This window comes from Geobacillus genomosp. 3, assembly GCF_000445995.2.
Taxonomy (GTDB): Bacteria; Bacillota; Bacilli; order Bacillales; family Anoxybacillaceae; genus Geobacillus.
In genome coordinates this window covers 755,404-778,394 of sequence record NC_022080.4, presented here as the reverse complement: position 1 = coordinate 778,394, position 22,991 = coordinate 755,404, and the positions used below count along the sequence as shown (strand labels likewise).

Sequence of the window (22,991 nt, the reverse complement as noted above, 5' to 3'; positions counted from 1 at the left end):
ATTATTAATTCCTTTTTTAATTTTAATACAAAAAAGAAACTTCCTTATTCAATAATTCCATTGTCGCAAGGATTGTCTTCAAAGACATTACTCATTATTTAATGAAGTAACTTATGGTTGACCATCCCTGCGTTTTTAATATAACATACAATGAAATTTTTGTAAAGGGTATTTTTAATTCCTTTTTAGTTTTAATACAATCCCCCCAAAAAAGTAAAATTCGGCCATGGCAAGGGCGGCTTTCCTATGCCTTCTTTTTTGTCCCCGCCGCCCTTGACGACTCTTCCGCACCTTTGGCGGGTGTTGGTCAAGGGTGAATCCGGCTCCCAGGATGCCTCACGATGCTCAATGCGATGATCTGTATGGAGTTTTCATAGAACTTTTGACGGTACCTACTTCCACATTTATAGATAAAACTCTCAATCACTAACTAGGACTTAACTATTCTCCTGTATCTAATTAGGTTTTCAAAACCTCTAGACAAAACATTTTAACCCATTTTCTCTACTTTTTTGGTTCTTCAGATTAAGGGGTGAAAACCGTTAATTTCGGAATTATATAAAGTAGACACATACTGCGACATAGGGGGATTTTAAGAATTCTTTTTGATGTTACTGTCCAGCTTCTTTGAGCAATAAAAGCAGAATAAGCCAACAGCTAAACTCAAAAAGGCTGGTACAATGGCATAAACGAAGAAGATTGTCCAAATAAATAGGTATCCACTTATTGCAAATATAAGCCAACTGGTAATAAGTAAAAAACTAGATAAAAACTCTTTCATAAATGTCACCGTCCTAAGAATGTAATTTAATTCTATCATAGGACTACCCATAATATCGGAATAACTTGTTGCACAGTTCGAAAAAAATAGTGTAACAAAACACTAGGGGATAACTAAACCTAAATTGTATTCCACCAGATGATCCGAATACCCTTTTTTAAAGTGAAGAAAAAATAACATGGACAGTAGATGAGGTAAATCGATTTCTGAATCTGATTAAAGATAGCTCTATAGATCCCTTACCTTCTTGCGATTTTCACAGGAATGCGATTTGCGGCATACACATGCAACCATCTTAATGCAGCAAGGAGAAAATCCAAAAGTGGTTAGCGAGCGGCTGGGACATTCTCGCGTTGGTATAACTTTAGATTTATACTCACATGTCAGCGATGATTTACAAGAGCAAGCGGCAGAGAAATTTGAAAATGCCCTGTTAAAACAGAGTTAAAATCCTTTAGTTGACTAAAGGTGCAAGTTTTGTGCAAGTTTTTAAATCACGGAGATTGCAACACAATTGCCAATAAAACGAAAAAGCTTGAAACCCTTGATACGCAAGGATTTCAAGCCTCTCATTTTAGTGATTCCGACTGGGCTCGAACCAGCGACCTCCACCCTGTCAAGGTGGCGCTCTCCCAGCTGAGCTACGGAATCATATTTTGCTGTCCGCTATCGAACACATTTTTTATTATATAGACGGGCCTATACATTGTCAACAACTTTTTTTAAAAAAATCGCTGTTCATGTTGAAAAAGGGGAAGAGGCCTTCCCCGTGAACTACCCGCCACCTACGCTTTGCTTAAAGGCAGGGCTTCAAGCGACTCGTGCTTGTTCGCCGAACGGCAAGCCGCACACAAGGACCCTTTACGCTTCCCTTCGCTCCGAAGATGTCCGTTCTCACCATCTTCGATCATATTCGTTGGCGAACGCCACCCGACATTTCTCTCCCACCTGCTCACTCGGTTGCCCCCTTCGCGTTCCTTGAGGCGGGAGACTTCTTTCGGAAATCTGTTAAAGAAACAGCCCGCGTTTGAACGGTTCGAGCAAGAGCGGAACATAGCGGCGGCGGGCGGTTTCGTATTGGGCGATGATGCGGTGTTGTTGGTCTTCGGCAAAGGCGACGGTTTCAAGCAAATCCGTTTCGAGCTGCGGGCTTGCGGTCGAAACGACGCAACGCTCAAGGCCGATGGAGGCGGCGAAGTCGAACACTTTGAACCGGTAGCCGAGCATGACGGCGGGGACGCCGGCGGCCAGGGACAGGACGTTGGCGTGGAGTTTGAAATTGACGGTGGCGGTGAACGGGCGGAGAAGGTGCAGCAGCTGTTGTTCGTTGTATGGCGCACGGTCGAAGGTGACGCGCTCGGGGCAGTTGATTTTCCGGTATAGCCGCTCGCAGGCGGGGCGGTCGTTCGGCCAGACGGTGTACAAATAAATGCGATAGCCGTTGGCGATCCACATTTTCGCGGCGCGGGCGAGGGTGTCTTCGACGAGCGCTTCGTTTTGGCCGAAAAGGCGGTTGTATGTCGTCCCCCAGTTGAGGCCGATCGTTTTTTCTTTATTTGGCGGTTCAGCTTGGGCAGGCGGCGCTAACAACAGCCCGGGATCACCGATGACGCGGACGTTTGAAGAGCAGGCGCCTAGCGTTTGCAATGCCGCTTCGCTGAGCGGGCCGCGGATGCCGGCGAAGGCGGCCGCGGCGAGGACGGTGCGGAACCGCTCGGCGTCGTTGGCGGAGAAATGGCTGCCGAGCGCGGGGTTAGCGCCCGCAAGCAACGCGGCGGTCGCGCTCGGGCCGATCCAGTCGATGCCGCTTCCCCATATCCATATTGGTTTTCCCGCTTCATGCGCCTCATGCAACACGGCCATATACCCCGGCAGCAACAGCGACCCGCCGCCGAGCACAACAGCGTCGTACGGGCTAATGTCTTTCCAGTTGACCGTAGGTGTGGACGGCGTGATGCGGACGTCGGGGGCGTATTGGCGGGCATAGGCAGCAAAAAGGTTCCATAACAGCTCATCGCCAACGTTGTGAAAGCCGAGCCAGCCGATGTACAGCACATGTTTCATCATCACGATTCCCCTTTCAATAAGGATGCATAGACGTCAAGCACTTGATCAACACACGTTTTGATATAAAACTGCTGCCTTACCCACTCCCGCCCGGCCTGGCCGAGTTGCTCGCGATCAGACGATGAAGAAAGCAGCCGTTTTAAATCTTGAGAAAGAAGATAGCGGCTGCACCCTTGACGCGAGCCGTGATCGCCGAAGTAACATTCCCACGCTTCGGCGTAATGGCTCGGTTCGACAATGCCGAAGTAGCCGTGGTTGCCGGCGGCGAGCACCGGTTTGCCGCATGCCATGGCTTCTAAAGCGACGCGTCCGGTGCCGACGACGGCATCAGCAAGCGAGTAATAGAAAGCCATATCGCGTTGTTCGCCAACGAGATGGAGAAACGACTCGCGGCACGTTTGGTGGATAAGGCGGACTAGGTTTTGCGCGTCGGAAAAACGCGGGCCGTCCCCGACCACGACGGCGTGCAAGTTCGGAAACAGCCGTTTCAAATCTTTGCACGCTTTTAAAAACATGAAACAAATCCCAGCTTTCGCCCAGGCGAGACGGCTGCTGTAGACGATGACCAAAGCGTCGTCCGGGATGCCGAGCGCCTGCCGCCCTCCGCAGCCGCGCGGGGCAAATTCGTTCATATCCACGCCGTTTGGGATGAGAACCCGTTTGGAAATGAGCGGGGCAATATGCCGCTCGACCGGCGGGCTGACAGCAATTGCGGCGGAGGCAAGACGAAGCATTTCTTCCAGCTCGGCGGGCGGGTAGTACGTGCCATGGGCGGTAAAGACGACCGGAATGCCGCGGCGGCGCGCCGCTAATGCGGCGAGGATGCCGGATGGGGTTTGATGGGCGTGAACGATCGAGATGTTTTCCTTCTTCATCACCGCTTCAAGTTGCTCAATCAGCTGTTGTTTCCGTTGTTCATCTATATCGATCGCCGTTGGAAAACCGATAAGGTGCAGCGGACAGCCCACTTCCCCGAAGCGGTTGGCCAGCGCCCCGCCGCGGGCGGCGACAGCAACATGAACACCGCGGGCTGCCATTTCCTTCGCCAAGCTGAAGGCGTGCGTTTCCGTCCCGCCGAAGTCAAGGCCATCAAGCACGAGAAGTACGCGCATCGTCAGCTCCCTCCCTTCTTATAAAACTGGCGCGAGCGCTGTTGCGGATGGCTGCGGTAGTAGTACAAAATGTCAGGCAAATTTTCCACTTCCAGCTTGGCGTTTAAAAATTTGACGATAAATTCATAATCTTCTGCCCCGTGAATCCGCCTTGTCGGCCCGCCGAGTTGGTCAAACACTCCGCCGCGAAACATGATCGTGCCATGGCAAATGCAATGTTTTCCTTCCGCATAGACGCGGCGGATGTCGCGCCCGTACGCGAGCCAGTTGGCGGGCGTCTTTTGCTCGAAATGGCCGTCGGGAAAGGCGGCGTAATTCGTGCCGACTAAGGCGATGTGCGGGTGCCGGTGTAAAAAGGAAAGTTGTTTTTCAAACCGTTCAGGATGGGAAATGTCATCAGCATCGTGGACGGCGATATACTCGCCTTGGCTTAAAAAATAACCGACCGTTAACGCGCCGGCAAATCCGACGTTGCGCGGGAGCTTCAGATAAACGATAGGGAAAAATGGGGAATGTTCGTTCATCCATCGTTTCACCGCTTCTTCGCTTCCATCGCCCGATCCATCGTCGACAATAATCGCCTCAAACTGGCGATACGTTTGCTTGATTAGCCCATTTAGGCAGTCTTCTATATAACGCGATGCGTTATAACACGGAATGACGACGCTGATGAAGTCTTTTTTTCGCTCTGGCGCCATCAGCAATCACCTCATTCACTATATATCCATTTCTCTTCTTCATCGTGAGAGTCGAACGCTGATTTTTTTGCAAAACAGTAGAATATACCCCCTCCTTTCTATCTTTTTTCCTATCGTTCATCCACCGTTTCTCCTGACAAAAATCGACCGTTTTCCCTACACCCCAATTCAAAAAATCGTTCTTTTTTCTCCGGATATGCACCCGTGTCGAATGAAAGAATCGCGCATAACGTAGTTAACGAACGAAAGAAAAGGAAGGAGGAACAGGCGTTGGGCCATAAACGTTTGCGTGAAGTAGCGAAAGAGTTGAAAAAGATCCGCAAATGGCTTGAAAAGCTAGACTTGGATGACTCTACTGTTGAACAGATTGTCTCTTTATTAGAAGACATCGCCGATCACGGAGGCGACACCGAACGGATTTTGCGCCGCATTCTTGACGAGGAGCAGGAACAGCGGGCCATTTTAGAAGATGAGCGGGAACTGTTGCAAGCCATTTTGGCCGAGCTGCGCACAGGAGCGCCACCCGTGGAAGATATTGGCGACGAGCTGGAGGACTTAATTGGGGAAAGGGTGGAAATCACAGTCAATTTCGGCCCGGTGGCCGGCACGGTCATCGCCGTCCGCACTGATTATGTCGTGCTTGAAGATGCGCTCGGGCGGTTCGTTTATGTTCCGTTTGCCAGCATTCAAGCCGTCGCCCGTTTGGACTGAAAGGAGGGAGGAAACGATGGACTTTGCGGCCACATTCGAAGAGCAGCTCCGCCGCCTCATCGGAGAGACGCTCCAAGTCGCGACGGACAACAACTTGATTGAAGGACAATTGACCGACGTCGAGGACGGAACGATCGAGATTCAGGCGGAAGCAGGCGGATATGAGCGGGAAACGCGGACAGTGCTCATTCCGCTGACGGCTGTCAATTTTGTCCGGGAAGTGTAGCGGGCGGCTCCCGCTTGGCTTTCCCTGACGGAACGACGACAACGAAGGTATGCACCTAAAAGCGGTGCATACCTTTGTTGTTACCGCGCAGGGATGGCCGATGGCCGTTCGTTGACATATGACAGCGCCTGCTCGAAATCGGCGATCAAATCGTTCACATCTTCCAGCCCGACGCTCAGCCTCAGCAAGCCGTCGGTAATGCCGCGGCGGAGCCGTTCGTCTTTCGGCATGGCCGCATGCGACATTTTCGCCGGATATGACAAAATCGACTCGACGGCTCCGAGGCTGACAGCAAACACGGGCAGGCGGACGTTTCGGACGAACGTCCGGGCTGCGTCTTCATCGGCGAGTCGGAACGACAAGACGGCGCCAAACCCGGCCGCCTGCTGGCGCTGAACCGCATGGCCCGGGTGGTGCGAAAGCCCCGGATAGTACACCTCTTCCACTTTCGGGTGGCGCGCCAAATACTCGGCGATGGCTAGGGCGGATTCGGATGACTGCTTCAGCCGGACGTGGAGCGTTTTGATGCCGCGCAGCACGAGCCAGGCGTCTTGGACGCCGAGGATGGCGCCAAAGGCGTTTTGCAGCTTGTAGAGCTGTTTTCCTAATTCCTCATCCTTCACAGCCGCCAGCCCGGCGACGACATCGCTATGGCCGGCTAAAAACTTCGTCGCGCTATGGAGGACGACGTCGACGCCAAGGTCAAGCGGCCGTTGCAGCGCCGGCGTCATAAACGTGTTGTCGAGAAACGTCAAACAGCCGTGCGCCTTCGCCAGCTTGACGACGCCTTGAATGTCGGTCACTTTTAACAACGGATTGGACGGCGTTTCCATATAAATGACTTTCGTGTTCGGCCGGATGTTTTCGGCCACGGCATGCAAATCGGTCATATCGACAAACGTATGCTCGATGCCAAACCGGTTCAACACTTCCGTGACCATCCGATACGTGCCGCCGTAGACGTCTTCGGTCACAACCACATGGTCGCCTTTGGACAAAAGCAAAAACGCGGTCGAGATGGCCGCCATGCCGGAGGCGAAGGCGAATCCGCGCACGCCGCCTTCTAAGGCGGCGATCGCTTCCTCAAGCGCCTCGCGCGTCGGGTTGCCGGAGCGGCTGTAGTCGTATTTGCCGAACGCGTCGAAATCAAACTGATGGAACGTGGAGGCGTGCTGGATCGGCACACTCACCGCTCCCGTTTCGCGGTCGACTTTCCATTCGTTATGGAGCAGTTTCGTTGAAAACGACCATTCCCGTTCCATCGCTCACACCTCTTTCATGTTTTTGAATGCTTGCGCCAGGTCGGCGATTAAATCATCGGCATGTTCGATGCCGACCGAAAAGCGGAGCAATCGGTTGCAGACGCCGTTTTGAATGCGGATGTCTTCCGGAATGTCGGCGTGTGTCTGCGTCGCCGGGTACGTGATGAAGCTTTCGACTCCGCCTAAGCTTTCGGCGAACGTAATGAGACGCAAGCTTTTTAAAAATCCGTTCACCCACTTCTCATCGGCAATCCGGAATGACAACATCCCGCCTCTTCCCGGATATAGGACGTCTATGACATCTTCATGTTCGCGCAAAAACGCGCTGATGCGCTTGGCGTTTTCTTCATGCTGGCGCATCCTTAGCGCCAACGTTTTCATCCCGCGGATGAGCAGCCACGAATCAAACGGCGACAACACCGCGCCGATGGCGTTATGGTACTCGGCCAACCGTTGACAAAGCTCCTCGCCCTTGGCGACAACAAGCCCGGCCAACACGTCGTTATGGCCGCCTAAGTATTTCGTCGCGCTATGGATGACGATATCGGCTCCTTCTTCAATCGGACGCTGGAGCACCGGGGTGTAAAACGTGTTATCGACGATCAACAACAGCCCGTGCCGCTTGGCGAGTTCGGCCACGGCAAGGATGTCCGCTTCCTGCATGAGCGGGTTGGTTGGCGTTTCCAAGAAAATGGCTTTCGTTTTTTCCGTTATCGTTTTTTCCACCGCACTAGGATCAGTGAAGTCAACGTAATGAAACCGAAGACCGTATTTGCGCCAGCCGCGCTCAAACAGGCGGTACGTGCCGCCGTAAAGGTCGGCCGATACGAGAAACTCGTCTCCGCTCTCAAACAAGGCGAGCACCGTCTGGATGGCCGCCATGCCGGAACTAAAGGCATAGCCTTGGTCACCGCCTTCTAGCTTGGCGATCGCCTCTTCGACGATTTTGCGCGTCGGATTGCCGGTACGGATGTAGTCAAACCCGGTCGACTCCCCGATTCCGGCATGGCGATAGGCGGTCGAAAAATAGACGGGCGGGTTGACCGTCCCGGTCACCGTTTCACTTCGGTTGCCAATTTGCGCCAACAATGTTTCCAGTTTCTCCATCTCATCTCTCTCCTTCTGCTGAAAAATTCTCTCGTGGTCAAACGGCCGACGGCCATGACGCCTAAAGCGCACCGCTGCTTGTCTCGGCAGCCGGACACCTCGGCTCCAACACGCCTCACCGGTCGGCGGAGCGGCCGCCTAAACAAAGGCAAATAAAAAAAGTCTTCTAAGAAGAAGACTTTTCCATACCCATGGTCATGCTTCTTCTTATCTTCCGAATTGAATGCTCAATTCGCTGGATTTAGCACCTGACCGGTTTCCGGCTGGTTGCTGAAGCTTCGCAGGGCCAGTTCCCTCCGCTTCTCTCGATAAGAACAGAACGTATATTTAATTTTGTTAATTTAGTGAACTACCCACTACCTACACTTCGCTTAGAGGTGAGGGCTTCAAGCGACTTGTGTGTGTTCGCCGAACGGTAAGCCACACACAAGAACCCTTTACGCTTCCCTTCGTTCCGAAGGTGTCCGTTCTCGCCATATTCGATCATATTCGTTGGCTAACGCCAACCGACATTCATCTCCCACTTTCACTTCACTTAGAAGTGGGAGACTTCTTTCGGAAAGATGTTAATTTATTAAAAAATGTAACGTATTCCGGCCGTTTTTGCAAGTCATTTTTTTGCCGCTGCCAATGTTCGGCAAATTCGCGAAAAATTCGCGCTCTCCATTAACATCTTTTCGCCAAAATATGTTACAATAACAGGTGAACTTATTGTGTTCATGGAGGATGGTCATGGCAGCCGCAGCAGGAACGATGCGTGATTATGCGCTTTACAGCGGGGAGCTTCAGGAGAAAATTGAACTGCTCGTGTATTTGCCAAGCAATTTTTCTCCGCTTCACAAATATTCTTTACTAATCGCTCAAGACGGCAAAGATTATTTTATGTACGGAAAAATCAAAACCGTCATCGAGACGCTCATGGACGAAGGAACGATCGATCGGACGGTTGTCGTCGGTATCCCGTATCGGAATGTGAACGACCGCTACGAGAAATACCACCCGGCAGGGCAAAAGCACGAGGCGTACATTCGTTTTTTAGCCCATGAACTCGTTCCGTTTTTGGATCACGAGCTGCCGACCTACCAAATCGGCAAAGGCCGGGCGCTGATCGGCGATTCGCTCGGCGGAACGGTCTCGTTGTTAGCCGGGCTGTTGTATCCGCATACATTTGGAAACATCGCCATGCAGTCCCCTTACATCGATGACTCGGTGTTGGCGCGTATCCGCGCGTTCCGCGATCCGTCGCTTCTTTCGATTTATCATTCCATCGGCGCGGAAGAAACAGCCGTGAAATCAACGGACGGCCGTGTACGCGACTTTATTACACCAAATCGTATGGCACGGGACTTATTTATGGAAAAACGGTACGCCTACACGTACCATGAGTTTGCCGGCGGCCATGCGTGGACGTATTGGCAGCCTGACGTGCCGAGGGCCGTATCCGCTCTTTTGTCGCTGTAAACCATTGAAATACAACCATCTAAGGAGGGAAATCGGGATGAAATACGGCATTGTATTATTTCCGTCAAAACGCATTCAAGACTTTGCCAACTCGTACCGGAAACGGTATGACAGCCATTACGCCCTCATTCCGCCGCACATTACGCTGAAATATCCGTTTGAGGCGGATGAGGGGCAACTGAAAGAGATGACGAAAGAGCTGCGCCGCATCGCGGCGGAAACGGAGCCGATTCCGGTTAAAGTGACGAAATTCAGCTCGTTTTACCCGACAAGCAACATCATTTATTTGAAAGTCGAGCCAAACGATGTGCTTGAGCGCCTCCATCAGCATCTGCACAGCGGCTTGTTTGCCGGAAAGCCGGAGTTTGTGTTCGTGCCGCACATTACAATCGGCCGCGATTTGCCGGGTGCGGAATATGCCGATGTTTACAGCCAGCTGAAGCTGCAAAACGTCCATTTTGAAGAGACGATCGACCGGTTCCACCTTCTTTACCAGCTTGAGAACGGGTCATGGACCGTCTATGAAACGTTTGTCGTCGGAGGAAAGGAAACGGTATAACATGAACATCGCCATTGGAACAACAAAAGATCGCCCCTTGTATGAGGACGCTTTGCATGTCCGCCGGCTCGTATTTATTGAGGAGCAAAATGTGCCGGAAGAGGAAGAAATTGATGCATTTGAACAAGAATCATCCCATCTCGTCTTGTATGATGGCGAAAAACCAGTTGCGGCCGGACGGCTTCGCTTGATCGGCGAAAGCATCGGCAAAGCGGAGCGCATCTGCGTTTTGCCGTCTTACCGCGGCCGCGGCGCCGGCCGGATGGTGATGGAAGCGTTGGAGCGGCTCGCGAAAACAAAAGGGGCAAAAAAAGTGAAACTGAACGCCCAAACACACGCCGAACCGTTTTATGAAAAGCTCGGCTACGAGACGGTATCCGGGGTGTTTATGGATGCCGGCATTCCACACGTCACGATGGTGAAATCGCTCGAATAAAAGGGAGCTTGCGCGCGCACAGCTCCCTTTTGCTTATTTTTTATTGTTCAGCATATTGGCGATCGTATTAAAATCAATTTGTTTGCCGCTATGGACGATCGTTTTGACGATCTGGTCTTCGAGTTCTTTCGGCACTTTTCGGTTGGCGATTTGCGCCACCCGCTTCACCACTTGGCGCACCGTTTTTTCATCGTTGAAATTGGCGTTTTGCAGCGAGTTGGCAAGCTCGAAAATGTCTTTCATGTTCACGCCTGTTTTTTTCTCAATGTTTTTAAAAAATTGCTGATCCATTTTTCTGCCTCCTTCTCCCTGTATATCGTATGACGCCTCCCTAAGAAGGTGCATCAAAGGGGAAAGAAAAAATACGAGCCGCTCCGCAGCGCCGAAACGGCCCGTATACGATTCGTTTTTTCCGTTAGCCGACAAATGCCGCGCCGACAATAATTAACAAGATGAACAAAACAACAATCAGCACAAAGCCACCGCCATAGCCAAAGCCGCCATAGCCGTAGCCATAGTACGGAAATCCGTAGCCGCAGAAGCCCATCCTCGTGCACCTCCTTCTCCGTTTACTGTATCGTATTCACCGGTCTGAAGCGACGTATGGGCGCACGCGTCATTTTGTCAACCAAATAGGCGGAACAGCTCGGCAAACTCCTTTTCCTTTTTCGTAAACCACTGCTCGATATAGCCTAAATTGCCTTGCACGCTTTTTAAAAACCCGTTGTTGAGTTTTTCGATTTCTTGCAGCTGTTTGTTGAAATCATTCCCCCATTGTTCAAACAAACGAATGAACTGCTCATGTCCTTCTTTTCTTGATGCAACCCACGCTTCGAGCGCTTTTTCCAGCTCTTTGCTCACACCTTTCCCCCCTTTCTTTCTGTTGTATGCAAAACCGGTGTCCGAAGGTGAAGGCGTTATCGTTCTTTTTTTCCTGCACCATATGGTAAAGTAAAGATGAACGATAACATGAAATGGGGGAAAAAGGCATGCAAAACATCGAAACGAACGATCAGTTCACGGCGGCCATTTCTGGCAGCAAACCGGCTGTCGTCAAATTTTACACAACTTGGTGTCCTGACTGTGTACGCTTGAATATGTTCATCGATGACATCATCCGCGATTACGGGCAATACGACTGGTTTGAGATCGACCGTGATCACTTTCCGGAACTTGGCGAGAAATACCAAGTGCTCGGCATCCCAAGCCTTCTTGTGTTCCAAAACGGAGAAAAAATCGCCCATCTGCATAGCGCCAACGCGAAAACGCCGGAAGAAGTGCGCGCCTTTTTGCAGTCGCTGCCTTCTTAGCCGCCTCTTCCCGGTCCATTTTGGAGCGGACACTCCCCGGGCGGCATGAATGCAGTCATTTTCGGATCATTGTTTTTTCCGTCTATACGGTCATAAAGAAGAGGTGTCCCGGTACGTTGCCTGGGACACCTTTTCGATCACAGAGCGCTTAATATTCGATCTCATCGTAATCTTTCGGCTGGCGTGTCAATTGCGGATCATCGAACATAAATTCAATCGAAATTTCCTCGTCGGTCGTCCGCGCCCGTTCGGGACGGCCATCTGTTTTCAGCTGAATTTGGATTTCCTCGTCCGTTGTTTTTGTCCGCTTATTTTCCATGATCTGATCCTCCCTTACCGCTCATTAATTTCGCAATAACGGCTCGACCTTTTGGATGAGCTCCGTCATTTTCGCTGCATTTTTTTCATAGACCGCTTTCGCCTCTTGCGAATCGGTTTGCAGTGCATACAATTCGAAGTCGGCTTGCACTTTTTTCATTGCCGCCAACAACAACTTTTTCTCTTGCGGCTCCGCCACTTGAATTTTGTCATCGTACAAATCAATCGTCAGCTGGCCATAGGAATCGACTTGGGCGAGGAAGACGTTTTCGACCGCCACCCCTTGTTTGTCAAGCTGTTCTTGCAGCCAGCCGCGGCCGAGCCCCATCGTCGCAAGCGGCTCATCCAAAATCATGCCGTCCATAATGACGGTTTGCGGCTCTTTTTCCCGCGGCGGGTTCGGAAATACATCGCCGACCGTGAGCGGCTGTTTTTCCCGCTTCAGCAAGACGTTGAGATCGCCGTTTGGTTCCAACAAGGCAAACTCCACGTCGGCCACACGAAACACGTCTTTTTTGCGCAGCTGTTCAAGCAGCTCGTCGACCGTGTATTTTTCCCTCTTTAAGTTTTCCTCTAAAATTTTGCCGTTTTTAATCAAAATGGTGGAATTCCCTTCGACAAAATCGCGGAACTTTTTATTGCGCAACGAAATGCGGGCGGCCAACACCGGAATGAGCGACCAAATTAAAATGCTCGTGATCCCTTCCTGAAGCGAAATCCCTAAATCGACGGACATTGTTCCGGCGATGTCACCGACCGTAATGCCGACAATATATTCGAAAAATGACAGCTTGGCCAATGGCTTTTTGCCAAGGATGCGAGTAATGATAAACAGTCCGATCAAAATACAAATGGAACGAATGGCGGCTTCTAACCATACAGGCATGGATCATGCTCCTTACTTTCCATGATATTGCGGCTCCTCAAACTCGAGCCGGCCAACGCGATCTTTCAGTTCAGCGATGATCTCCTCGGTTGTGAGCATCGCCTCATGAAACGTCCGCTGCGCTGTTTCGTCCTGGGATGTAAGCGCCAACTGCTGCAACCCGGCGTGAATCCCCTTTAAGCTCGCTAACGTTTGTTTTACTTGTGAAGCAACGGTCATATACGTCCCTCCTATCCTTTCGGGCGGAACAAAAGCGCCCCGATAAACCCGAAGACGATGGCGGCGGAAATGCCGGCGCTTGTGACTTCAAACATGCCGGTCAACACGCCGACAATGCCGTGTTTTTCCGCTTCTTGCATCGCACCGTGGACGAGAGAATTTCCAAAACTTGTGATCGGAATCGTCGCCCCGGCTCCGGCAAAATCAATCAGCGGCTCGTATAACCCGAACCCGTCCAAAATCGCCCCAGCGACAACAAGAATCGTTAATGTATGGGCGGGAGTCAACTTAAAGACATCCATTAAAATTTGTCCAATAACACAAATCAACCCGCCGATGACAAACGCCCAAAAAAACATGGCCAACACGCTACGCCTCACCTCCATACTCGATCGCCACCGCATGAGCGATGCACGGAATCGTTTCGTTTTGCTGAAACGACAACGGCGATAATAACGCCCCTGTCGCCACCGCTAAAATGCGCTTCAGCTCGCCGCGCCGCATCCGCTTAAGCAAATGCCCATAAATGACGACAGCGGAACAAGCCGCTCCGCTTGCCCCGGACAGCACCGGCTGACCGTCGCGGTAAATGAGCAACCCGCAGTCTTGATAGCGCTCCTCATCGAGCTCAATGCCGTGCTGACGAAGCAAATCGAGGGAAACTTGGCGCCCGATTCTTCCTAAGTCGCCCGTAACAATCAAATCGTAGTGCGATGCGTCAATTTGCATATCGCGCAAATGCGCTTCAATCGTATCGACCGCCGCCGGCGCCATCGCCCCGCCCATGTTGAACGGGTCGGCGAGCCCCATATCAACAACACGGCCAATCGTCGCTGCCGTCACGCGCGGTCCGTCTCCTTTCGGACTGACGATCGCCACCCCGGCTCCGGTCACCGTCCATTGCGCTGTCGGCGGCTTTTGGCCGCCGTATTCGGTCGGATAGCGGAACTGTTTTTCAACAGCGGCGTTATGGCTCGATGCGCCGGTCAAGATATAGTCTGCCCCGCCATAGTTGGTGATAAAAGCGCTGAGCGCCAACCCTTCCATCGACGTAGAACAAGCTCCAAAAACGCCGAGATACGATGGGCCGAGCGTCCGGGCGGCGAAACTTGTCGGCGTCATTTGGTTAATTAAATCGCCCGCAATCAGAAATTGAATTTTCTCCTTTTCCAATCCGGCTTTCTCCATTGCTTGAAACGCGGCTTCCTCAAGCAATACACGGTGCGCTTTCTCATACGACTCCTCGCCAAGCCACAAATCTTCATGCAGCAAATCGAAATCCTCAGCGAGGCGGCCGTTCGCTTCAAACGGCCCGCCGACGGCCGCTGTGGCAATAATCGCCGGCTTATTGGCAAACACCCACGTCCGATGCCCTTTTAACATTACAATCCCCCCCATTGTATGGCGATCGTTTTAATGAGGGCGACGACAAACGCGGCAAATGTGCCGAACAAAATGACGGAGCCGGCGAGCTTAAACATGTTCGACCCGACGCCGAGCACAAATCCTTCTGTCCGGTGCTCAATGGCGGCGGAAATGACGGCGTTTCCAAACCCGGTTACCGGCACAGCGCTTCCCGCCCCGGCGAATTGGGCGATCCGATCATAGACGCCGAGGCCGGTCAAAATCATCGAGATGAACACCATCGTCGCCACTGTCGGATTGCCCACCGTTTGCTCCGTGAAATCGAAAAAGTACATGTAAAAATACGAGATCGCCTGCCCAATTACACAAATGATTCCGCCGACAAGAAACGCGCAGGCACAGTTGCGGACGATCGGGCGCTTCGTTTCCCGTTTCTTTTCAAATAAGTGGTACTCCTGTTGAACCGGAGTTAACTTTTTCCGCTTTTCATTCGCCATAGTGACACCTCTTATGTCTGCTCTTTGCTCAACTTTTCAATGCGTCCGATTTCCCGGTTGACCTCTCTCCCATCCCAGCGTTTGTTGACCATCTTTGTTTTTAATTGCTGCGTTTTCCAAAAGATTTTCAAGTCGCTTGAGGAGATCACCTTATAGCCGGGAAACATCTGACGCAATCGGTCTTCAACGTCTTTTTCGATGTTCTTTCGGTTCCATCGCTGCATATGGGGAATTTGATACGCAACAAGCAGCCGGTCCCCGCTGTTGACCGCCACGACATCCCGGATGTCCTCGCGTCCGCGCAAATAAGCGGCAGCCCGCTCGGCCGGCCCTTGATCAAGCCTGGCTCCTTGTGCCGTCCCGGATGTTTGGGCCCGCATCAAATCCGCTCCTTGCAGCGATTGTTTTTGTTCAGTTTCCTCTCTCGCGCAGCCGCTGACTACCACGAAGGCGGCCATAGCTGCCAACCACCATTGTTTCATCGCCATCAACCCATTCGTTTTATGTATTTCTGTCAAGCGGGGAAAAGGTTGGCGTGCCGCCAACCTTTCCGCCCGAACCGCAACATTTGTCTCAACAAATGTTACTGTTGTTTATATTGTGGCTCTTCGTTTTGAATTTCTTGCACGCGCGAGTTCACTAAATCGATCACCGCTTGAGTTTGTTGGGCAGCTTGTTGGTAAAGCTGCTTCGCCGCCTGGTTTTCTGTTTGCAGCGCAAACGTTTCAAAGCTGGCTTGGGCGGTTTTTAGTCCAGCTAACGTTTGTTTTACTTGTGTAGCAACAGTCATGATTCGTGTCCTCCTTGTGTGGTGTAAAATTGGTGGTGACACTGATTAGAATGGTTTTTCGCCGTTAAATTATAATTGTCATTTACTGTAAAACAATCCACCTTCCTTTTCGCTTTTCAGACGCAAAAAGGGCGCCGTTGCCACAGGCGCCCTTGCCGTTTATGACTTTTTGTCGGTTTTGTCAGAATAACCGCGGCCGAGCGATGGGTTGTTTAAAATGCCGGCCATCACCAAAATGCTTAACAGCGCATGATACAGCTGCTCGTATTTGCCAAGATCGATATCGACGCCGAACGTCTCAAGCGCCAGCGCGGCAAACGACCCGACCGCAAGCCAAAGCCCGTAATTTTTAAAGCGCTCCACCGTTCATATCCCCCATTTGCTTCATGGCTAAATCCATGAGAACGGTCTCCGTTCCCCTTCGTCCCGATCATGATCCCCCTCGTCGCGTCCTTCTTCATCCCGTACATCTTCGATGGCTTCGATCTCAGCATCAGCACGATACGGGAACAGCCATGGATCGCGAATGCGTCTGCGCGGCACAATCACGACGTCATCGGCGTGAATGATCAGCTTATCGACGTGAATGACTTTTGCCTTTTTTCGATCTGACATGCCTAGCCCCCCTTCCTTTCGCCTAGTTGCACTGTTAGACTATGCAAGGAAAGGGAACGGAGTATAGGCGCCTCTCACGGCCTCTTGCTATTTCTTTACAATCGGCGGTCGGCCGCAACCGCATCCTCTCGGACGCCGCACGGGCTGAGTTGTTGAGGAAAGCACCCATGTCGTCGGTTTCGGCGGCGTTGGTTTCATCATGGCTTCATCCCCCTGTATAAAAAATGTATGGCTACTGCTATTGTATGGTCATGTAGGCCAAGGGTGCCTCTCATTTTTCTTTGCTTCGCTCCGGGCGGGGCGCAATAGCGTTTTCTTGCCTTAGTGTATGGAAAAACCAACTGTCCGGCCGTTCTTCCTTGTAGGCATCGCCCGTTTCTTCCGGTTGCGGTCGTTGTTGCAGCTGACGGCGAAGTTCGTCGTTTTGTTTCATCAGCTGTTTGATTTGTTCGTAGCGCTGTTCGCTTTGATACGCTAATTCCCGCAAGACAATATTTTCCGCTTCCACCTCTTTCAACCGGCGCTCTAGCTCGGCAATGTGTTCAATCAACCGTTGTTCATCTACTCCTCTTTTCTCCGTATTGATCGTCCCTTGTTTCTCTTTCATTCGTCATCTCCCCCTTTGTTTCGTCTCTGGCATGCGCGTGTCGGCAAAAAATCCGCATCTGTCCCAACACATTTACCCATGTCGTTCATAGTATACAGTAGTCCCAAACCATCAGGCGTTGGGGAATAAATGAACGATAGGAGGAACGAAGAAAATGGGCCATTATCACCGTCGCGATAAAGAAAAAGTATGCATCCGAACCCGCAAAGTTTACGACTGGGTAACGCGTCAAATTGATGTACCGTTACGAAGCTTCAGCGGCGACGATTTGGAAATGATTTTTCCACAGGCCAATTGCCAGCGGGAAGGAACAATTTGTGAATTTTTGTCAGGGCAAGCTATGGACCCACAAGCGTTTACGATCCGCTGCTTCTTGACTGATGCTGAAGGAAACCCGATCGACCCAGTCGTGGACCAAAACGCGTTGATTTGCCAGGAAATTACGCAACCAAACGGCCGGCAGCCTGTAAACGTCACCCTTCCTTCTGGTGAAACCGTAACGCTGCAAAAAGTCAAGGCGCTCGTCAAAGGACACGTCGTCGTGCAAATCGTCAGCCCGACCGGCATGGTCATTTGCCAGTCGTCGCCAATTCCGTTTGCCACGGCGCAAACATTCATCTTATGCGCTCCAGAAGGCACGCAGCTCAATTGCCATATTTCTTTCTTCGAATGCGACACGAGCCTAGTTTGCACGGACAACTTTGCCCAGCTCGACGTTTCCATCACCTTGTGCCTCGAAGTCCAAATGGAAGCCGATGTCAAAATCGAAGTCGAAGCCCGTTTCTGCCAGCCGCGGGAAGAACTGGCTGAAGCCGTGCTCTGTCCGACGAACAAATTCCCGCCGCAATGCCCGGACGTATTCCCGGCAATGTAACGTCCTGCACCGTTCAGGCTGTTGTTCTTAACAACAGCCTTTTTTATATGGCATTTGCCCGCCGTGCATACATAAGATAAAAATGGAAGGGGTGGAAAGCAAGTGAAAAACACGAACGATGACCAACACCTCCGCCTGCAGCAGCTAATCATCCACTACCGATCGGAAGCTGCCTCATGCAAGCAACAGTTGCAGCAACTTGAAGCCGAACTAGCCAAGGAAAAAATGCGCAGCTCCTACTGGAAAGAAAAGTTCCGCGAAGCAGAAACGGTTAACGTGGAAACGTATGAGAAAAAAATCGCTGCCTTGGAACGCCAACTTTTGCTGTACGAAATCGCTTTGGAAGAGGCGGAACATAATCGCTCCGAATGGAAACAACCGACCGCCGAGCCGGCTGCCTCGGTGTTGGCGCTGTTCCACCATTCTGTTGTCATTCCACCGCAGCTTGACGAAGAAGACATAACCGTAATCGGCGATTTCATCATTCGCAACAGCGGGACAACGCCGCTTCACCATCTCATTGTCTGCCTCCGTCTCTCGCCGCCGAAAACGGCGGTGCTGAGCGGAAAAATTGTGCTGCCGCAAAGCGCCCGGGCTGAACAAGAACGGCTTGCCGCAAGCGGCGGAGAAAGCTGGACGTTCACACAAGAAAACTGGCGGGAAAAAGTGCGGCAAAACGGCGAATATTGGATCGCCCCGCTTCATGGCACCCCGCTTGAACCCGGGGAAGAGAGGCGCTTTTCCCAGTTTGAAATCGCCGTCCGCCCGTCCGATAGCACCCGATCGTTGACTGTTGACGGCTTTGTGTATTGCGCCGAATTGCCAAAAGGCGTTCCCGCGGCCAACCATATCTCCATCCAATGGTAAACGGTTTGGCCTTCGTTTCGCGCCGCCCGGCGGCGCGCTTTCTTTTCTTGGCCGGTCTGCTCTTAGGCCAGCTTTCTCCATCCAGGCGATCAACAACGCCCCCATGGTGGTGTCCCTTGTAAAGCCGCTATGGGCTTGCGATAGCTTCCATGTCCCTCTGACTGATCACGGTGTGGGTGGACGTTGCCTCTTTATGACAGCCATTTGCCGACGACGGTCTCAATGAGTGCTGCCCCTCCGGCAACGGCAAGCAACACGATAAGCGGTTGAAAAACGGACGGCCAAAGCATGACACCGGCGTAACAAAACGCTGCACACCATATTCCGGTGCACCAGTGGCAGCTTAGCAGTTCGCCGATCCAGCGCCGCAGTCCACCGCCCTTCAAAACAAGAAATACTTCTTTTCTTCCATCGGGAAGCTCCTCTTCAACCCATTCATGGAAAGGCCGGCGCAGCCAGTTCGTGATCGCATCATACACGACAAGTCTCGTCAGACGGAAGCTGGCCAAACAAAGAAGGATAAACGAAAACGGACCATCCATATTCCTCTCCCCTTTCCGCTGCCATAGTGGCCAAAAGGGGCACCTTTTCCCCTTCGCCTCATCTAGCGGCGGGCGAATTCGTCTTCGTGCGGACGTTTACCCAAACGCTCTCCTACGCCAATCATATGATGGAGTATAGGTTTTTAACACAAGAGACAAGAAAGGAGGCGACATGATGTATCATGTATTTTTCGACCGGCGGCCGGCCCGCTCCCGCCTTTCCCATGCTCTTTACAACCAACTGACCACCTTGCCGCCCAACACGGAAGTGAACGTGCATACCGCCAACGAGACGTATTACAATGCGCTTTTTCTCCGTTTCGAGCCGCAGACGAACACCGTTTCACTGTTGGTTGACCGTTTTTATGAAGACGGAGGGCGTCCGCTCACCCTCAATGCGGCTGCGATCACCGCCATTGATCTCCCTGCTTCCATGCGGCCGGCTCCGTCAACGAATTCAGATGACGAAGACGAATAAACGTGGGAAACAGCGTCGTCGGCTGGCGTTCGCACAGCGCAGCCGGCGCTTATTTTTTGGCGATGGCGTTTTCCCATCGGTTAGTGCGCTTGTCTATACCAACTCTCTTTCTTTTACATACACTTTTACTAATCGACAACTGCGCTAGGAGGAACTGACTTTGGCTTCGAAACGATCTCGTCTGTTATCCGACGTTTTAAGCGTTTTAAGCAATTACGGCCTATCGAAAACCGAGACTGATATCATCGGTGAGCTGAAGGAGGAAAAGGTATGGCTTGTACAAAACAAAAAAACGGGCAAACGGTATGTACTCAAGCGTCTAAATGAGGATAAAACCAATTTCCCCATCTTGCTTCATTCCAAACTGTATGAAACAGGCTTTCATGTCCCGGAAATTTTCCAAACCAAAACAAAACAATATTACGTTCACCGAAAAAACAGTTATTACTATTTGATGGATTATATCTCCTTAAGCGAAACAAGACCCTCTTTCCGGCAGCGAATTGAAGGGCTGGCCCGCTTCCATGCCGACAGCCTGTTTCCTGACTGGATCGGCTCCCACTCCCCTTCCTTTCCGAAGTCGAAGGAGGTGTTGCACGCACACCGTCAAAAAGTCGCGCAATTGCAGGAGATGGCGAAGGCTGCTAATGGAACTGCGCTTTCTCATATAATGAAACAGATGGCGCAACTGGCCAACCAGAGCTACGTACTGCTTGAAAAAAGTGATTTAGCCGACTTTTGCCTTGAGGCAGCGGAACGAAAAGCCATTTGCCATGGAGATTATAACAGCAACAATCTTTTATTAGCGGAGAACGATAACGTGATGATGATCGACTTTGACCGCGCCTACTACGGCCTTCCGCTTGACGATTTTCGTTTTTTGCTCATTTCGTTGACGAAAAATCCAAAAAACGATGTAATCAAGAGACTTGAGCCATTATTTGACCTGTACTTCTCCATCTGCTCGCTGTACGCTCCGTATAAAAACGTCTACTTAGCCGACGCCATGTTTCCGCACGTGTTTTACAGCGAAATGGCCATCGTTGAAAAACGAAAGCAGACGGCAAAGAACCGCTCGTCTTTAGACTTGCTCACCCGTCTCGCCGAGCAGGAAACGAAAAAATTCGCTTTTTTGTCCGATTTATTCAAAAGCGAGGGATCAAGAACATGAAACAAACGATCGCCCACTTTATCCATGAAAAAATGAAAATTAACCAACGCTTTATTTACAACCAAATGGTTCATCTAAAAAAATATCGGTCGATCATTATCGGATCGTTCGCTGATGACGGCAGCCACCCGTTTCCTCTTGTTAATTATTATCACCTCAACGATATCAACAATTTCGGCCGTTTCGTCAAAGAACAAAATATCGTAGCCATTCATGCTCATCACGGCAAACACGCCATTGAAATTCTCCCGCTTTGCATCACCCATCGCATTCCGCTTGTCGTCAGCATCCGCGGCCGCGACGGCTCCGCCAAAGGCAACAGCCTGCGGCGCAACCAAAAGCGGTATAGCCTGCTCAAGCAGCACGGGGCACTCTTTCTCCCCGTCTGCCGTTACCTAGCCGATGAACTTGTTACGCTAGGGTTTCCATCGGAAAAAATTCATGTTCTCTATGGCGGCATTGAACTCGATTTATTTCCGTATCAGGAACGGACGATCCCGGAACATGGGGACATCGTCATTCTTTCGATCGGCCGGCTCGTCGAGAAAAAAGGCTTTTTAACGCTCGTGCGCGCTTTTCAACGCGTGCACGCGAAACATCCGCGCTGTCGTCTTCGTATTATCGGCAGCGGTAAAGACGAAGAAAACATTCGCCGGCTCGTCAACGAACTCGGATTGACCCCATTTGTTGAATTGCCCGGGGCTATGGATGCAGCCGCTATCGCGCAAGAAATGAACCGCGCCCACCTGTTTTGCCTAGCGAGTGAGACAGCCTCTGACGGGGACATCGAAGGCATTCCGAACGTGCTGAAAGAGGCGATGGCAAGCGGGCTGCCGGTCATCTCGACGAATCACGCCGGCATCCCTGAATTGATCGAACACGGACGCACGGGCTACCTCGCACCGGAAAAGGACGACAAAGAGCTAGCGAACGGCATCCGCTTTTTTCTTGAACATCCGGGACAGATTCCGTCGTTTACAAAACGGGCGCGCAAAGTGATCGAACAGCAGTTTGACGTCGCCAAACAAATTAAAGAGCAGGAACGGTTGTACGATTGGCTAAGAAAAAAAACCAGGTAGTCTTTACCTGGTTTTTCCTGTTCCGAACGGGAACTCCCCCGCTTCCAAGCGCAGGCATAGGCGGGGGAGCGTTCAACGTTCTTTCCAAACGGCCGAAAGCAGTGACATGTAACCGTCAGCCGTCCCGATGTCAAACCGTGTTCCGGCGATGAGTTTCCCTTGGCATCCTTCCTCGGCCGCCAGGCGACGGATCGCCTCGGTCAATTGAATTTCTTCTTCCCCGGGGCTTGGCAGCGTTTCTAAATATGAAAAAATGGCCGGTGTGAACACGTAGCGGCCGATGACAGCCAAGTCGGATGGCGGATTGGTTTTTGGCTTTTCCACCATGTCGGTGATGCAGTACGCGCCATTGTCAAGCGGCTCGCCGCGGATCACGCCGTATTTGTGCAACTCGTTTCTCTCCACTTTATTTAAACCGACCACGCTTTGTCCGCACCGCTCATAATGCTCAATCAGCTGACGAATGGCCGGAACCCCTTTATGCAAAACGATATCATCGGGCAGCAACACGGCAAACGGCTCACCGCCGGCAAACGACTTGCCAAGCCGGACGGCATCCCCCAATCCCCTCGCGTACGGCTGGCGCGTATAATAAATTTGGCCGGAAGGGATAAACTCCTCTTTTAACAAATGTGTCTTGTTCCGCCGTTCCAAAAACGCCTCGAGCTCTAAAGAGCGGTCAAAGTAGTCGACGATTAAACTTTTCGCCCGCGAGACAATAATGAGCAGCTCCTCAATTCCCGAGGCAAACGCTTCTTCCACAATATATTGGATCGCCGGCTTGGCCCCGACAGGGAACATCTCTTTCGGGATGACTTTCGTCACCGGCAATCCTCTTGTCCCATACCCGGCCGCGGGGATGATCGCTTTTTTAACCATGACTTCCCCCCCTTGTCTTCTATATCTTTATCGTATTCGCTTCCAAATGGCACGGAAGGTTGTCCATGGAAAAT

32 protein-coding genes, 1 tRNA gene, 1 pseudogene and 1 riboswitch are annotated in these 22,991 nt (G+C 51.5%); of the genes and pseudogenes, 12 read left to right on the top strand and 22 right to left on the bottom strand.

What is annotated here, in order from left to right:
* Positions 1–1,049: 1,049 nt before the first annotated feature.
* Positions 1,050–1,229 (top strand): annotated as a pseudogene (locus M493_RS19015) (tyrosine-type recombinase/integrase); the annotation flags it as partial.
* Between the two features lie 130 nt (positions 1,230–1,359).
* On the opposite strand, the gene M493_RS04060 reads toward M493_RS19015, so the two are convergent.
* The 4 genes from M493_RS04060 to M493_RS04045 form a co-directional block, all read right to left on the bottom strand.
* A tRNA-Val gene (locus M493_RS04060) sits at positions 1,360–1,432 on the bottom strand.
* 357 nt (positions 1,433–1,789) lie between these two features.
* Positions 1,790–2,848, bottom strand: coding sequence for a polysaccharide pyruvyl transferase family protein (locus M493_RS04055; protein WP_020959009.1), 1,059 nt, complete (start codon positions 2,846–2,848; stop codon positions 1,790–1,792).
* A complete protein-coding gene (locus M493_RS04050) occupies positions 2,848–3,960 on the bottom strand; it encodes a glycosyltransferase (protein WP_020959008.1) in 1,113 nt (370 codons plus the stop codon). The genes M493_RS04055 and M493_RS04050 overlap by 1 nt, the downstream gene beginning before the upstream one ends.
* 2 nt (positions 3,961–3,962) lie before the next feature.
* Positions 3,963–4,658 (bottom strand): glycosyltransferase family 2 protein, encoded by a 696-nt coding sequence (locus tag M493_RS04045; protein WP_020959007.1) that lies wholly within the window; start codon positions 4,656–4,658, stop codon positions 3,963–3,965.
* 270 nt (positions 4,659–4,928) lie between these two features.
* Between M493_RS04045 and M493_RS04040 the strand changes: the two genes are divergently transcribed.
* On the top strand, positions 4,929–5,369 hold the full coding sequence (locus tag M493_RS04040; RefSeq protein WP_020959006.1) for a hypothetical protein: 441 nt from the start codon (positions 4,929–4,931) through the stop codon (positions 5,367–5,369).
* A 16-nt stretch (positions 5,370–5,385) separates the two neighbouring features.
* Positions 5,386–5,595 (top strand): hypothetical protein, encoded by a 210-nt coding sequence (locus M493_RS04035; RefSeq protein ID WP_020959005.1) that lies wholly within the window; start codon positions 5,386–5,388, stop codon positions 5,593–5,595.
* 80 nt (positions 5,596–5,675) lie between these two features.
* Here M493_RS04035 and metC read toward each other — a convergent pair whose 3' ends face one another.
* Together metC and M493_RS04025 are read right to left on the bottom strand one after the other, a co-directional pair.
* The gene (gene metC / locus M493_RS04030; RefSeq protein ID WP_020959004.1) at positions 5,676–6,857 is read right to left on the bottom strand and encodes a cystathionine beta-lyase; all 1,182 of its coding nucleotides are present in this window, start codon (positions 6,855–6,857) and stop codon (positions 5,676–5,678) included.
* 3 nt (positions 6,858–6,860) lie between these two features.
* A complete protein-coding gene (locus M493_RS04025) occupies positions 6,861–7,964 on the bottom strand; it encodes a methionine biosynthesis PLP-dependent protein (RefSeq protein WP_020959003.1) in 1,104 nt (367 codons plus the stop codon).
* 204 nt (positions 7,965–8,168) lie between these two features.
* Positions 8,169–8,279: riboswitch (SAM riboswitch) on the bottom strand.
* Between the two features lie 417 nt (positions 8,280–8,696).
* Here M493_RS04025 and M493_RS04020 point away from each other — a divergent pair.
* Genes M493_RS04020 through M493_RS04010 form a run of 3 tightly spaced genes read left to right on the top strand, consistent with a single transcriptional unit; the run spans position 8,697 to position 10,420 of the window.
* A complete protein-coding gene (locus tag M493_RS04020) occupies positions 8,697–9,425 on the top strand; it encodes an alpha/beta hydrolase (protein WP_020959002.1) in 729 nt (242 codons plus the stop codon).
* Between the two features lie 37 nt (positions 9,426–9,462).
* A complete protein-coding gene (locus M493_RS04015; RefSeq protein ID WP_020959001.1) occupies positions 9,463–9,984 on the top strand; it encodes a YjcG family protein in 522 nt (173 codons plus the stop codon).
* A gap of 1 nt (position 9,985) precedes the next feature.
* Positions 9,986–10,420, top strand: a complete 435-nt coding sequence (locus M493_RS04010; protein ID WP_020959000.1) for a GNAT family N-acetyltransferase — start codon at positions 9,986–9,988, stop codon at positions 10,418–10,420.
* Positions 10,421–10,453: 33 nt separating this feature from the next.
* Here M493_RS04010 and M493_RS04005 read toward each other — a convergent pair whose 3' ends face one another.
* The 3 genes from M493_RS04005 to M493_RS04000 form a co-directional block, all read right to left on the bottom strand.
* Positions 10,454–10,711 carry a stage VI sporulation protein F gene (locus M493_RS04005; RefSeq protein WP_020958999.1) on the bottom strand — a complete coding sequence of 86 codons (258 nt, stop codon included), beginning with the start codon at positions 10,709–10,711 and terminating at the stop codon, positions 10,454–10,456.
* A gap of 124 nt (positions 10,712–10,835) precedes the next feature.
* Entirely contained in the window at positions 10,836–10,967 is a 132-nt protein-coding gene (locus M493_RS17485; protein ID WP_020958998.1) for a YjcZ family sporulation protein, read from the bottom strand.
* Between the two features lie 77 nt (positions 10,968–11,044).
* Positions 11,045–11,281 carry a hypothetical protein gene (locus tag M493_RS04000; protein WP_020958997.1) on the bottom strand — a complete coding sequence of 79 codons (237 nt, stop codon included), beginning with the start codon at positions 11,279–11,281 and terminating at the stop codon, positions 11,045–11,047.
* Positions 11,282–11,409: 128 nt separating this feature from the next.
* On the opposite strand from M493_RS04000, the gene M493_RS03995 reads away from it, so the two are divergent.
* Positions 11,410–11,730 carry a thioredoxin family protein gene (locus M493_RS03995; protein ID WP_020958996.1) on the top strand — a complete coding sequence of 107 codons (321 nt, stop codon included), beginning with the start codon at positions 11,410–11,412 and terminating at the stop codon, positions 11,728–11,730.
* 148 nt (positions 11,731–11,878) lie between these two features.
* Here the strand turns inward: M493_RS03995 and M493_RS18630 are convergent, their stop codons facing one another.
* The 11 genes from M493_RS18630 to M493_RS03945 form a co-directional block, all read right to left on the bottom strand.
* Complete coding sequence (locus M493_RS18630; protein WP_020958995.1) at positions 11,879–12,049, bottom strand: hypothetical protein; 171 nt, start codon at positions 12,047–12,049, stop codon at positions 11,879–11,881.
* Positions 12,050–12,073: 24 nt separating this feature from the next.
* Complete coding sequence (locus M493_RS03990) at positions 12,074–12,934, bottom strand: DUF421 domain-containing protein (RefSeq protein WP_020958994.1); 861 nt, start codon at positions 12,932–12,934, stop codon at positions 12,074–12,076.
* Between the two features lie 12 nt (positions 12,935–12,946).
* Entirely contained in the window at positions 12,947–13,153 is a 207-nt protein-coding gene (locus tag M493_RS03985) for a DUF1657 domain-containing protein (protein ID WP_020958993.1), read from the bottom strand.
* 11 nt (positions 13,154–13,164) lie between these two features.
* Positions 13,165–13,521, bottom strand: a complete 357-nt coding sequence (gene spoVAE / locus M493_RS03980) for a stage V sporulation protein AE (RefSeq protein ID WP_020958992.1) — start codon at positions 13,519–13,521, stop codon at positions 13,165–13,167.
* A gap of 1 nt (position 13,522) precedes the next feature.
* Positions 13,523–14,536: a stage V sporulation protein AD gene (spoVAD, locus tag M493_RS03975; protein ID WP_020958991.1), complete on the bottom strand. Its 1,014-nt coding sequence runs from the start codon at positions 14,534–14,536 to the stop codon at positions 13,523–13,525.
* Positions 14,536–15,015, bottom strand: a complete 480-nt coding sequence (spoVAC, locus tag M493_RS03970) for a stage V sporulation protein AC (RefSeq protein ID WP_020958990.1) — start codon at positions 15,013–15,015, stop codon at positions 14,536–14,538. The genes spoVAD and spoVAC overlap by 1 nt, the downstream gene beginning before the upstream one ends.
* Positions 15,016–15,026: 11 nt before the next feature.
* Complete coding sequence (locus M493_RS03965; protein ID WP_023817513.1) at positions 15,027–15,503, bottom strand: YhcN/YlaJ family sporulation lipoprotein; 477 nt, start codon at positions 15,501–15,503, stop codon at positions 15,027–15,029.
* 95 nt (positions 15,504–15,598) lie between these two features.
* Positions 15,599–15,805 carry a DUF1657 domain-containing protein gene (locus M493_RS03960; protein ID WP_020958988.1) on the bottom strand — a complete coding sequence of 69 codons (207 nt, stop codon included), beginning with the start codon at positions 15,803–15,805 and terminating at the stop codon, positions 15,599–15,601.
* 159 nt (positions 15,806–15,964) lie between these two features.
* On the bottom strand, positions 15,965–16,168 hold the full coding sequence (locus M493_RS03955; protein ID WP_020958987.1) for a hypothetical protein: 204 nt from the start codon (positions 16,166–16,168) through the stop codon (positions 15,965–15,967).
* Positions 16,169–16,195: 27 nt separating this feature from the next.
* Complete coding sequence (locus M493_RS03950; protein WP_020958986.1) at positions 16,196–16,420, bottom strand: hypothetical protein; 225 nt, start codon at positions 16,418–16,420, stop codon at positions 16,196–16,198.
* A gap of 271 nt (positions 16,421–16,691) precedes the next feature.
* Positions 16,692–17,027, bottom strand: a complete 336-nt coding sequence (locus M493_RS03945) for a spore coat protein (protein ID WP_020958985.1) — start codon at positions 17,025–17,027, stop codon at positions 16,692–16,694.
* 154 nt (positions 17,028–17,181) lie between these two features.
* On the opposite strand from M493_RS03945, the gene M493_RS03940 reads away from it, so the two are divergent.
* Positions 17,182–17,901 (top strand): hypothetical protein, encoded by a 720-nt coding sequence (locus M493_RS03940; RefSeq protein ID WP_020958984.1) that lies wholly within the window; start codon positions 17,182–17,184, stop codon positions 17,899–17,901.
* A 102-nt stretch (positions 17,902–18,003) separates the two neighbouring features.
* Entirely contained in the window at positions 18,004–18,768 is a 765-nt protein-coding gene (locus M493_RS03935) for a hypothetical protein (RefSeq protein WP_020958983.1), read from the top strand.
* 191 nt (positions 18,769–18,959) lie between these two features.
* On the opposite strand, the gene M493_RS03930 is transcribed toward M493_RS03935, so the two are convergent.
* Positions 18,960–19,310 (bottom strand): DUF1360 domain-containing protein, encoded by a 351-nt coding sequence (locus M493_RS03930; RefSeq protein WP_020958982.1) that lies wholly within the window; start codon positions 19,308–19,310, stop codon positions 18,960–18,962.
* Positions 19,311–19,485: 175 nt separating this feature from the next.
* Here M493_RS03930 and M493_RS03925 point away from each other — a divergent pair, with 175 nt between their 5' ends.
* From M493_RS03925 to M493_RS03915, 3 genes are all read left to right on the top strand, one after another.
* Positions 19,486–19,788, top strand: a complete 303-nt coding sequence (locus M493_RS03925; protein ID WP_020958981.1) for a hypothetical protein — start codon at positions 19,486–19,488, stop codon at positions 19,786–19,788.
* Between the two features lie 160 nt (positions 19,789–19,948).
* On the top strand, positions 19,949–20,959 hold the full coding sequence (locus M493_RS03920) for an aminoglycoside phosphotransferase family protein (protein ID WP_020958980.1): 1,011 nt from the start codon (positions 19,949–19,951) through the stop codon (positions 20,957–20,959).
* A complete protein-coding gene (locus tag M493_RS03915; RefSeq protein ID WP_020958979.1) occupies positions 20,956–22,038 on the top strand; it encodes a glycosyltransferase in 1,083 nt (360 codons plus the stop codon). Before M493_RS03920 ends, M493_RS03915 begins: the two co-directional genes overlap by 4 nt.
* 72 nt (positions 22,039–22,110) lie before the next feature.
* Here M493_RS03915 and M493_RS03910 read toward each other — a convergent pair whose 3' ends face one another.
* On the bottom strand, positions 22,111–22,917 hold the full coding sequence (locus M493_RS03910) for a UTP--glucose-1-phosphate uridylyltransferase (protein WP_020958978.1): 807 nt from the start codon (positions 22,915–22,917) through the stop codon (positions 22,111–22,113).
* Positions 22,918–22,991 lie beyond the last annotated feature (74 nt).

What these genes read in the sequence shown, in the direction of transcription:
- M493_RS04025 (WP_020959003.1), bottom strand. Translation starts at nt 7,964, where the DNA reads ATGGAGAAACTGGAAACATTGTTGGCGCAAATTGGCAACCGAAGTGAA.
- M493_RS03950 (WP_020958986.1), bottom strand. Translation starts at nt 16,420, where the DNA reads ATGTCAGATCGAAAAAAGGCAAAAGTCATTCACGTCGATAAGCTGATC.
- M493_RS04005 (WP_020958999.1), bottom strand. Translation starts at nt 10,711, where the DNA reads ATGGATCAGCAATTTTTTAAAAACATTGAGAAAAAAACAGGCGTGAAC.
- M493_RS04020 (WP_020959002.1), top strand. Translation starts at nt 8,697, where the DNA reads ATGGCAGCCGCAGCAGGAACGATGCGTGATTATGCGCTTTACAGCGGG.
- M493_RS04055 (WP_020959009.1), bottom strand. Translation starts at nt 2,848, where the DNA reads ATGATGAAACATGTGCTGTACATCGGCTGGCTCGGCTTTCACAACGTT.
- M493_RS03915 (WP_020958979.1), top strand. Translation starts at nt 20,956, where the DNA reads ATGAAACAAACGATCGCCCACTTTATCCATGAAAAAATGAAAATTAAC.
- M493_RS03925 (WP_020958981.1), top strand. Translation starts at nt 19,486, where the DNA reads ATGTATCATGTATTTTTCGACCGGCGGCCGGCCCGCTCCCGCCTTTCC.
- M493_RS03930 (WP_020958982.1), bottom strand. Translation starts at nt 19,310, where the DNA reads ATGGATGGTCCGTTTTCGTTTATCCTTCTTTGTTTGGCCAGCTTCCGT.
- M493_RS03910 (WP_020958978.1), bottom strand. Translation starts at nt 22,917, where the DNA reads ATGGTTAAAAAAGCGATCATCCCCGCGGCCGGGTATGGGACAAGAGGA.
- spoVAC (WP_020958990.1), bottom strand. Translation starts at nt 15,015, where the DNA reads ATGGCGAATGAAAAGCGGAAAAAGTTAACTCCGGTTCAACAGGAGTAC.
- M493_RS18630 (WP_020958995.1), bottom strand. Translation starts at nt 12,049, where the DNA reads ATGGAAAATAAGCGGACAAAAACAACGGACGAGGAAATCCAAATTCAG.
- M493_RS04035 (WP_020959005.1), top strand. Translation starts at nt 5,386, where the DNA reads ATGGACTTTGCGGCCACATTCGAAGAGCAGCTCCGCCGCCTCATCGGA.
- M493_RS03945 (WP_020958985.1), bottom strand. Translation starts at nt 17,027, where the DNA reads ATGAAAGAGAAACAAGGGACGATCAATACGGAGAAAAGAGGAGTAGAT.
- M493_RS04045 (WP_020959007.1), bottom strand. Translation starts at nt 4,658, where the DNA reads ATGGCGCCAGAGCGAAAAAAAGACTTCATCAGCGTCGTCATTCCGTGT.
- M493_RS04050 (WP_020959008.1), bottom strand. Translation starts at nt 3,960, where the DNA reads ATGCGCGTACTTCTCGTGCTTGATGGCCTTGACTTCGGCGGGACGGAA.
- M493_RS03960 (WP_020958988.1), bottom strand. Translation starts at nt 15,805, where the DNA reads ATGACTGTTGCTACACAAGTAAAACAAACGTTAGCTGGACTAAAAACC.
- M493_RS04010 (WP_020959000.1), top strand. Translation starts at nt 9,986, where the DNA reads ATGAACATCGCCATTGGAACAACAAAAGATCGCCCCTTGTATGAGGAC.
- M493_RS17485 (WP_020958998.1), bottom strand. Translation starts at nt 10,967, where the DNA reads ATGGGCTTCTGCGGCTACGGATTTCCGTACTATGGCTACGGCTATGGC.
- M493_RS04015 (WP_020959001.1), top strand. Translation starts at nt 9,463, where the DNA reads ATGAAATACGGCATTGTATTATTTCCGTCAAAACGCATTCAAGACTTT.
- spoVAD (WP_020958991.1), bottom strand. Translation starts at nt 14,536, where the DNA reads ATGTTAAAAGGGCATCGGACGTGGGTGTTTGCCAATAAGCCGGCGATT.
- M493_RS03990 (WP_020958994.1), bottom strand. Translation starts at nt 12,934, where the DNA reads ATGCCTGTATGGTTAGAAGCCGCCATTCGTTCCATTTGTATTTTGATC.
- M493_RS03995 (WP_020958996.1), top strand. Translation starts at nt 11,410, where the DNA reads ATGCAAAACATCGAAACGAACGATCAGTTCACGGCGGCCATTTCTGGC.
- M493_RS03965 (WP_023817513.1), bottom strand. Translation starts at nt 15,503, where the DNA reads ATGGCGATGAAACAATGGTGGTTGGCAGCTATGGCCGCCTTCGTGGTA.
- M493_RS03985 (WP_020958993.1), bottom strand. Translation starts at nt 13,153, where the DNA reads ATGACCGTTGCTTCACAAGTAAAACAAACGTTAGCGAGCTTAAAGGGG.
- M493_RS03940 (WP_020958984.1), top strand. Translation starts at nt 17,182, where the DNA reads ATGGGCCATTATCACCGTCGCGATAAAGAAAAAGTATGCATCCGAACC.
- metC (WP_020959004.1), bottom strand. Translation starts at nt 6,857, where the DNA reads ATGGAACGGGAATGGTCGTTTTCAACGAAACTGCTCCATAACGAATGG.